At 69.5% G+C, this 8,990-nt stretch carries 6 protein-coding genes, 2 tRNA genes and 1 pseudogene; 1 reads left to right on the forward strand and 8 read right to left on the reverse strand.

The annotated features are described in order from the left end of the window. A pseudogene (locus FV230_RS19690) lies at window positions 1-353 on the forward strand (NAD(P)/FAD-dependent oxidoreductase); the annotation flags it as partial. A gap of 194 nt (window positions 354-547) precedes the next feature. Here FV230_RS19690 and FV230_RS19695 read toward each other — a convergent pair. The 8 genes from FV230_RS19695 to FV230_RS19730 all read right to left on the reverse strand — a co-directional run bounded on the left by FV230_RS19695 (window position 548) and on the right by FV230_RS19730 (window position 8,664). Further along, a complete protein-coding gene (locus FV230_RS19695; protein ID WP_147843592.1) occupies window positions 548-847 on the reverse strand; it encodes a hypothetical protein in 300 nt (99 codons plus the stop codon). Window positions 848-1,069: 222 nt separating this feature from the next. After that, a tRNA-Val gene (locus FV230_RS19700) sits at window positions 1,070-1,145 on the reverse strand. A gap of 64 nt (window positions 1,146-1,209) precedes the next feature. Then, window positions 1,210-1,935, reverse strand: a complete 726-nt coding sequence (locus FV230_RS19705; protein ID WP_147843593.1) for an aspartate/glutamate racemase family protein — start codon at window positions 1,933-1,935, stop codon at window positions 1,210-1,212. A gap of 80 nt (window positions 1,936-2,015) precedes the next feature. Further along, window positions 2,016-4,430 carry an endopeptidase La gene (gene lon / locus FV230_RS19710; protein WP_147843594.1) on the reverse strand — a complete coding sequence of 805 codons (2,415 nt, stop codon included), beginning with the start codon at window positions 4,428-4,430 and terminating at the stop codon, window positions 2,016-2,018. Between the two features lie 272 nt (window positions 4,431-4,702). After that, the gene (clpX, locus tag FV230_RS19715) at window positions 4,703-5,974 is read right to left on the reverse strand and encodes an ATP-dependent Clp protease ATP-binding subunit ClpX (protein WP_147727615.1); all 1,272 of its coding nucleotides are present in this window, start codon (window positions 5,972-5,974) and stop codon (window positions 4,703-4,705) included. A gap of 232 nt (window positions 5,975-6,206) precedes the next feature. Continuing rightward, on the reverse strand, window positions 6,207-6,833 hold the full coding sequence (locus tag FV230_RS19720) for an ATP-dependent Clp protease proteolytic subunit (protein ID WP_147843596.1): 627 nt from the start codon (window positions 6,831-6,833) through the stop codon (window positions 6,207-6,209). A 127-nt stretch (window positions 6,834-6,960) separates the two neighbouring features. Next, window positions 6,961-8,391 (reverse strand): trigger factor, encoded by a 1,431-nt coding sequence (tig, locus tag FV230_RS19725; RefSeq protein ID WP_147843595.1) that lies wholly within the window; start codon window positions 8,389-8,391, stop codon window positions 6,961-6,963. Window positions 8,392-8,579: 188 nt separating this feature from the next. Then, window positions 8,580-8,664 (reverse strand) — tRNA-Leu (locus tag FV230_RS19730). Window positions 8,665-8,990: the final 326 nt, after the last annotated feature.

The raw sequence follows: 8,990 nt of genomic DNA on the forward strand, positions 1-8,990 counted from the left end.
CGGCGTCGGCGCCGGTCACCAGGGCGCCGGTGCCGGCGACCGCGCAGGCGGCCCACCAGCAGGCCCGGCACCTCGTGCGCCATTTCGAGGCGTGGCGGCGCGGCGGCGCGATGGCGCCGTTCCGCTATCGCGACAAGGGCGCGCTCGTGTCCCTGGCCGACTACAACGGCTGGGGCACGCTCGGGCGCTACACCTTCGGCGGCGGCCGCCTGCGCGGCCTGTTCGCGCGGCTCGCCCACGACCTGCTCTACCGCCGGCACCAGGTCGGCCTGCTCGGCCCGTTCCGCGGCGCCCTCGCCTGGCTCGCCGACGACCTCACCCACGCCGTCGGGCCGCCGGTGCGGCTGGACTGAGACGCCCGGTTCCGGGATCGGCCGGGCGGGCACGTCCCCGTGCGAGGTCGAGCCTGCCGTCGGCCGGCCGCATTCCGGCGTCGGACCGGCTTATGCCGGCCGCTCTCCATCGTGCGGAGACGGCGCGATCAGGCCGGCCGGCACGGCGGGTGAACCGGGGGCCGGACCGGGTGCCGCGGGGGGCGTGTCGCGGGTCAGCGGTCCAGGGGCTGGCCGTCGCGGGGCGTGATGCCCTGCGAGCGCAGCTGTTGGTTCTGCTCGTTGATCTGGATCGGGTCCACGCGACGCTGCGGCGCGCCCGGCAGCGTGATCGACGGACCGGCGACCGATTGCGCGGCAGCGGAGGGCGGGCACAGCAGCTGGCAGATCGGCACGTTGTCGGCGGTCGAGGAGCATCGCGCGACGGCGGTTCCCTGGACACAGGTGCAGCTGCACAGGGCGAGCGCCGGGACGGGCGCGATCGTGATGGCAAGCGCGAGGATGACGGTTCGCATGTCGCTGGTCCTGGGTGGCGCCGCCGGAGCCTGGGGCATCATTTCGCCCGAGGCGCCATCATCCCCCATCCGCGAGGCCGACGGGGATCCGAGCCCGAGGATCGCACGGACCGAGGCGGCGCCGGCATCTCGTGGAGCGATCCGCGACGCCGGTCGCCGAGGCGCTTCCGAGGATCGAACGCCCGCTGGGTCCGACGACCCGCCCCGAGCCGTCGTGACGATTGGTGGGCGGGGAGGGACTCGAACCCCCGACCCTCTCCGTGTAAAGGAGACGCTCTACCAACTGAGCTAACCGCCCGCGCCCGCGTGGTACGGCATGCCGCGGCACCGAGGCAAGGCCGAGGCGCGCGCGGCGCCCCCCCCTACGCGCCGGCCAGGAGCTGCGCCAGGGCCGGGGACAGGCCGGCGCTGTCGATCGCCGGGCGGTCGGGCGGCGTGGGGCCGGGTCGGGCCGCGGCGGCGAGGACCGCGCGGGTGCCGGCCTCCACCGAGCACAGGACGGGGACCGGAACCGCGGTTTGGATGCGCTCGGCGAGGCCCGCCAAGCCGGCGCCGCCGAGGATCACCGTATCGGCCCCGTCCTCGTCGGCGCAGGCGCGGCAGGCGGCGATCAGGTCGGCCAGGGCCGCGTCCGGGTCGCGGTGAATCTCGCCGCCGGTGGCGTTCGTCGTGCGGAGACCGGCGAGCCGATCCGACAGGTCGAGGAGCGCGACGAACTCGCTCAGCATCGGCCGCCACGCCGTCCCCCCGGTGACGATGGCGAAGCGCCCGGCCGAGGCCGCCTCGCGGCAGGCGGCCTCGGCCATGCCGACGACCGGGACGGGGGCGATCTCGCGCAGCGCCAGCAGGCCGGGATCGCCGAAGCAGGCGAGGTAGACCGCATCGCATCCGGCCCCGTGCTCGGCGAAGGCGTCGAGCGCGGCGTGGCCGGCGATCGCCGCGGCGCTCCGGCTGGCGATGTAGCGGGCCCCGAAGCGGCCGGTCGCCGCCACGATCGTGGCGGCGGCCCCCGCGATCCGGCGGACATGCGCGGCGACGCGCTCGGTCACGGCCTCGGTGGTGTTGGGATTGATCACCAGGATGCGCATGGGCGGCCTTTCGCGGGGGACCATGCAAGCGAAAGGCCCCGGAGCGGTGCTCCGGGGCCTCGTCGTTCATGCTTGGGCGGTCAGTGGGCGACGAAGGCGGCGCCGTCCTCGGCCGACTTCTTGACCGGGATCACTTCCTCCCAGGCGATCGCCTCGGGCTGGCGCACCAGGGCGTGCTTGAGGACCTGATCCATCATCGCGACGGGGATGATCTCCATCCCGTTCTTCACGCTGTCGGGCACCTCGGCGATGTCCTTGGCGTTCTCCTCGGGGATCAGCACCGTCTTGATGCCGCCGCGGAGCGCGGCGAGCAGCTTCTCCTTCAAGCCGCCGATCGGCAGCACCCGCCCGCGGAGCGTGACCTCGCCGGTCATGGCGATGTCGCGGCGCACCGGGATGCCGGTGAAGGTCGAGACGATGGCGGTCGCCATGGCGATGCCGGCCGAGGGCCCGTCCTTCGGGGTCGCCCCCTCCGGCACGTGGACGTGGATGTCCCGGCGCTCGAACAGCGGCGGCTCGATGCCGAAGTCGAGCGCCCGCGAGCGGACGTAGCTCGCCGCCGCCGAGATCGACTCCTTCATCACGTCCTTCAGGTTGCCCGTGACCGTCATCTTGCCCTTGCCCGGCATCATGACGCCCTCGATCGTCAGCAACTCGCCGCCGACCTCGGTCCAGGCCAACCCGGTGACCACGCCGACCTGGTCGTCGGCATCGATCTCGCCGTAGCGGAACTTCGGCGGGCCGAGGAAGACTTGCAGGCGCTCGACGTCGATCTCGACGCTCTTCACCTTGGTGATGAGGATCTCCTTCACCGCCTTGCGGATCAGGTTCGACAGCTCGCGCTCGAGGTTGCGCACGCCCGCCTCCCGCGTGTAGCGGCGGACGAGCATCAGCAGGGCCTCGTCGTCGATCGACCATTCCTTGCTGTCCAGGCCGTGCTTCTTCAGCGCGTTCTGGATCAGGTGCTTGCGCGCGATCTCGACCTTCTCCTCCTCGGTGTACCCGGCGATGCGGATCACCTCCATGCGGTCCATCAGGGGCCCAGGGATGTTGAGGGTGTTGGCGGTCGTCACGAACATCACGTTCGACAGGTCGTAGTCGACCTCGAGGTAATGGTCGTTGAAGGTCGCGTTCTGCTCGGGGTCGAGAACCTCCAGCAGGGCGGCAGAGGGGTCACCGCGGAAATCCATGCCCATCTTGTCGATCTCGTCCAGCAGGATGAGCGGGTTCGAGGTCTTGGCCTTGCGCATCGACTGGACGATCTTGCCGGGCATCGAGCCGATGTAGGTCCGGCGGTGGCCGCGGATCTCGGCCTCGTCACGCACGCCGCCGAGCGACATCCGCACGAACTCGCGACCTGTCGCCTTGGCGATCGACTTGCCGAGCGAGGTCTTGCCGACGCCGGGGGGCCCGACGAGACAGAGGATCGGCCCGGTGAGCTTGTTGGCCCGCTGCTGCACGGCGAGGTACTCGACGATCCGCTCCTTGACCTTCTCCAGGCCGAAATGGTCGCCGTCGAGCAGGACCTGGGCGCCGAGGAGATCCTTCTTGATCTTCGAGCGCTTGTTCCACGGGATGCCGAGCATCCAGTCGAGGTAGTTGCGCACCACCGTCGCCTCGGCCGACATCGGCGACATCTGGCGCAGCTTCTTCAGCTCGGCCGACGCCTTCTCGCGGGCTTCCTTGGTGAACTTGGTCTTCTCGATCTTGTCCTCGAGCTCGGCCAGCTCGTCGCGGCCGTCCTCGTCGCCGAGCTCCTTCTGGATCGCCTTCATCTGCTCGTTGAGGTAGTACTCGCGCTGGGTCTTCTCCATCTGCCGCTTGACGCGGGTACGGATGCGCTTCTCCACCTGCAGCACGGAGATCTCGCTCTCCATCAGCGACAGCACGCGCTCCAGGCGCGCGGCCACCGTCGGCGTCTCCAGGATCGCCTGCTTGTCGGCGATCTTGACGAGGAGGTGCGAGCCGATCGTGTCGGCGAGCTTCGAGGGCTCCTCGATCTGCGTGACCGCGGAGACGACCTCGGGCGAGATCTTCTTGTTGAGCTTGACGTAGTTCTCGAACTCCGAGAGCACCGAGCGCGCGAGCGCCTCGGCCTCCACCTTGTCACCGAGCTCGTCGACCAGGGCCTCGGCCTCGGCCTCGTAGTACTCGTCCGAGCGGGTGAAGCCGGTGATCTTGGCACGGCCGCCGCCCTCGACCAGCACCTTCACGGTGCCGTCGGGCAGCTTCAGGAGCTGCAGCACGGAGGCGAGCGTCCCGATCGTGTAGATCGCGTCGGTGGCCGGGTCGTCGTCGCCGGCGTTGATCTGGGTGGCGAGCAGGATGTGGCGGTCGGTCTTGACCGCCTCCTCGAGCGCGCGGATGGACTTCTCGCGACCCACGAACAAGGGCACGATCATGTGCGGGAAGACGACGATGTCGCGCAACGGCAGGACGGCGTAGGAGCCGGTCGAGCCCGGAACGACCGGCTGGCGGGATTTCGATTGGGTCATCGTTGACTTCCTCATGAGGGACGCCGGGCGGTCGCTCCTCCGATTCGGAGCAAGCTTCCTACCAGGGGCCGACCGGGCCGCGAGGGTCGGGATAGGTCTGCTGGAGACTTTGCGGCTGGTGGCGCGGCACCGCCCCTCAAGGGAGGCAGCGGCCACTGCGCTGAGCCTCAGGTGGTTTTCCAGGAGCCCCGTTTCAAGGTGCCCACCTGTCGCGGGCCGATCCGTGATCGGCCCGCTCCGTCAAGGACTTAGCGCATGTGCGCCGGCGCACGTCAGGCGCTGACGCTGGCCGGCGCTTCCTTGTTGCGGTCGCCGTGGATGAAGAGCGGGCGCGACTTGCCCTCGACCACCTCGGGGCCGATCACGACCTGCTCCACCGAGTCGAGGCCCGGCAGGTCGTACATCGTGTCGAGGAGGATCGTCTCCAGGATGGAGCGCAGGCCGCGGGCGCCGGTCTTGCGCTCGATCGCCTTGCGGGCGACGAGCGACAGCGCCTCGTCCTGGAACGTCAGGTCGACGTTCTCCATCTCGAACAGCCGCTGGTACTGCTTCACCAGCGCGTTCTTCGGCTCCTGGAGGATCTTCTTCAGGGCGTCCTCGTCGAGGTCCTCGAGCGTCGCCAGCACGGGAAGGCGGCCGACGAACTCGGGGATGAGGCCGAACTTCAGCAGGTCCTCAGGCTCGACCGAGCGGAACACCTCGCCGGTGCGCCGGTCGTCGGGGGCCTGCACGGTCGCGCCGAAGCCGATCGAGGTGCCCTTGCCGCGCGCCGAGATGATCCGCTCGAGCCCGGCGAAGGCGCCGCCGCAGATGAACAGGATGTTGGTCGTGTCGACCTGCAGGAACTCCTGCTGCGGGTGCTTGCGGCCGCCCTGCGGAGGCACGGAGGCCACGGTGCCTTCCATGATCTTCAGGAGCGCCTGCTGCACGCCCTCACCCGAGACGTCGCGGGTGATCGAGGGGTTGTCGGACTTGCGCGAGATCTTGTCGATCTCGTCGATGTAGACGATGCCGCGCTGCGCCCGCTCGACGTTGTAGTCCGAGGCCTGGAGCAGCTTGAGGATGATGTTCTCGACGTCCTCGCCAACGTAGCCCGCCTCGGTCAGCGTGGTCGCGTCCGCCATGGTGAACGGCACGTCGAGGATGCGGGCCAGCGTCTGCGCGAGCAGCGTCTTGCCCGAGCCCGTAGGCCCGATCAGCATGATGTTGGACTTGGCCAGCTCGACGTCGTTGTGCTTGGTCGCGTGGGCGAGGCGCTTGTAGTGGTTGTGCACCGCGACCGAGAGGACCTTCTTCGCGAAGTCCTGGCCGATGACGTAGTCGTCGAGGACGCGCCGGATCTCCTTCGGCGTGGGCACGCCGTCGCGGCTCTTCACCAGGGAGGATTTCGACTCCTCACGGATGATGTCCATGCACAGCTCGACGCACTCGTCGCAGATGAACACCGTCGGGCCCGCGATCAGCTTGCGGACCTCGTGCTGGCTCTTGCCGCAAAACGAGCAGTACAGCGTGCTCTTGGAGTCGGTGCCGCCAGTCTTGCTCATATCGGTCTCCGATTCGTGCGTGCGCTGCCAGCCGGGGGCACACGCGCATCGTTTACAAGTAAGGGAATCCGCTTAAAGAAAAAGTCACCTGCGCGTCTTTGCCTGGGGTCCCTCGCGAACCGGTCGCCGCGAACCCCGATGCAAACACGCGGCCGCGGCGGGATCAAGGCCACGATCGCCACACCCCTCCCCCGGCGACGCCGCGGCCGCCGGGCGAGGGTATGCGGCCTCCTCAGGCGGCGGCCGGCTCGGGCCGCTTCTGGATGACCTCGTCGATCAGGCCGAACTCCTTGGCCGCATCGGCGGTCATGAAGTTGTCGCGCTCCAGCGCCTGGACGATCGAGTCGTAGTCGCGCCCGGTGTGCTTCACGTAAATCTCGTTGAGGCGCTTCTTCAGCGCCTCGATCTCGCGGGCGTGGATCAGGATGTCGGTGGCCTGGCCCTGGAACCCGCCGGACGGCTGGTGGACCATGATGCGGGCGTTGGGCAGGGCGAAGCGGTGGCCCGGCTCGCCGGCGGTGAGGAGCAGCGAGCCCATCGAGGCGGCCTGGCCGACGCAGAGCGTCGTCACCGGGCAGCGGATGAACTGCATCGTGTCGTAGATCGACAGGCCCGAGGTCACCACGCCGCCGGGCGAGTTGATGTAGAAGGAGATCTCCTTCTTCGGGTTCTCGGCCTCGAGGAATAGCAGCTGCGCGACGATCAGCGACGCGCCGTAATCCTCGACCGGTCCGGTGAGGAAGATGATCCGCTCGCGCAGCAGTCGCGAGTAGATGTCGAACGCCCGCTCGCCGCGGCTCGACTGCTCGACCACCATGGGCACGAGCGCGCTGTTATAATAGTCGACCGGATCTCTCATCATGGCCTTTTGGGCTCCAAGGGGCCCGGCCCTCCGCGAATCACGGAGAGGCCGGGCGCGTCAGCGAACGACGGCATTCCTTAACGCCGCCTAACCATATGCCCGCCGCCTCGAGACGAGCGCGGGCTCAGTCGGCCTTCGATTCAGCCGGCGCCGCCTCGGCGGACGTCGAGTCGGCCGACTTGGCGTCGGCCTTCCCGTCGCCGGCGTCGTCGGCTTCCTCGTCGGCGAAGAGCGTCTCCTTCGAGACGGGCTCCTCCACCAGCTTGACCTGGCCGAGGACGTGGTCGACGACCTTCTCCTCGAACAGCGGCGCCCGAAGCTCGGCGAGCGCCTGCGCATTCTTCCGGTAGAAATCCCAGACCTGCTGCTCCTGGCCCGGGAACTGCCGGACCCGGGCGATGAGGGCCTGGTTCACCTCTTCGTCGGAGACCTTGATATCGGCGCTCTCGCCGACCTGCGCAAGCACCAAGCCGAGGCGCACGCGACGCTCGGCGATCTTGCGGTACTCGGCGGTGGCCTTCTCCTCGGTGGTGTCCTCGTCCTCGAAGGTCTTGCCGCGGGCCTTCAGGTCCTGCTCGACCTGGGCCCAGACGCTGGCGAATTCCTGCGCGACGAGCGAGGGCGGCAGGTCGAAGGCGTAGCGGCCGTCGAGCGCGTCGAGGAGCTCCTTCTTGAGCTTGCGGCGCGAGGCCGCCTCGAAGTCGGTGCCGATCGCCTTGGCCACCGCCTCCTTGAGCGCGTCGAGGGAGTCGAGGCCCATGCCCTGGGCGAAGTCGTCGTCGATCTTGGCCTCGCCCGGGGCCTGGATCTTGGTGACGGTCACGTCGAACTCGGCGTCCTTGCCGGCGAGCTGCTCGGCGCCGTAGGCCTCCGGGAAGGTCGCCTTGACGAGGCGCTGCTCGCCGACCTTGGCGCCGACCAGCGCCTCCTCGAAGCCTGGGATGAAGGAGTTCGAGCCAAGCTCGAGATCGATGCCCTCGCCCTTGCCGCCCTCGAACTCGGTGCCGTCGATGCGGCCGACGAAGTCGATGGTGAGGCGGTCGCCGGTCTCGGCGGCCGCGCCGGCGTCGCGCTCGGTGAACGGGCGGCTCTGGCCGGCCATGCGCTCCAGCGCCTCGTTCACTTCGGTGTCCGAGGGGGTGGCGACCAGCTTGGTCAGGCTGACGTCGGAGAGGTCGGCGAGCTCGAAGCTCGGCAGCACCTCGAGGGCGACCTTGAACGAGAGGTCGGCCTTGGCGTCGAGCGCCTTCTCGACCACCGACTGGTCGGAGGGGAACTCAATCTGCGGCTCGAGGGCGAGCTTGAGGCCGTTGTCGGCGACGATCTTCTGGTTCGCCTCGTTGACGGCGTTCTGCACCACGTCGGCCATCACCGAGCGGCCGTAGACCTTGCGCAGGTGCGCCACCGGCACCTTGCCCGGCCGGAAGCCCTTGAGCTGGACCTTGTCCTTCATGCCCGACAGCTCGGTGTTCAGGCGATCCTCGAGCTCGCTCGCGGCGAGGGACACCTGAAACGTGCGCTTCAGCCCCTCGGAGTGTGTCTCGGTCACCTGCATCGTCGTCGCTCTCAAAGTCCGTGTGATCGTATGCGCGAGCATCCGGGTGCGGCCCTTGCTGAGGCCTGGCGGAGTCGCGGGTTCGGTACGGGGAAGCGGGACCGCGCGAGGCGAACGGCATCCGCTGGGCGGAGCCGGCCGCCCGCGTCCGCACAGGGATCGGCCGTTTCCGTTTCCGACGGCGGAGCTGGTGCGGGCGGAGGGGCTCGAACCCCCACGTCTTGCGACACTGGAACCTAAATCCAGCGCGTCTACCAGTTCCGCCACGCCCGCGAGCGCCGATGCCCGGCGCGTGTCCGGCCGCCGGAGGGCGGGTCTATAGCATGCGAGGCACAGGCCGCAGCAAAAAACTTGCGGGTCCGAAACGGTGGCGCCGCGCGGGGGCGGCGGCTACAAGCGGCGGCCCCGGAATCCGCCCCGGATTCCGCGCGCGCCCCGCCGCTCCGAGGTTCCATGCCGACAGCCCGATCCGCGCCGCCGACCGAATCTCGACACGGCGCGTCGCGTCGGGCGCTCTTCCTGGGAAGCGCCGCGTTCCTCCTGCTCCCGCGGGCCGGCCGGGCTCAGGGCAAGCCCGCGGCGCCTGCGCCGGGGGCGCC

The organism is Methylobacterium sp. WL6, from assembly GCF_008040095.1.
Lineage (GTDB): Bacteria > Pseudomonadota > Alphaproteobacteria > Rhizobiales > Beijerinckiaceae > Methylobacterium.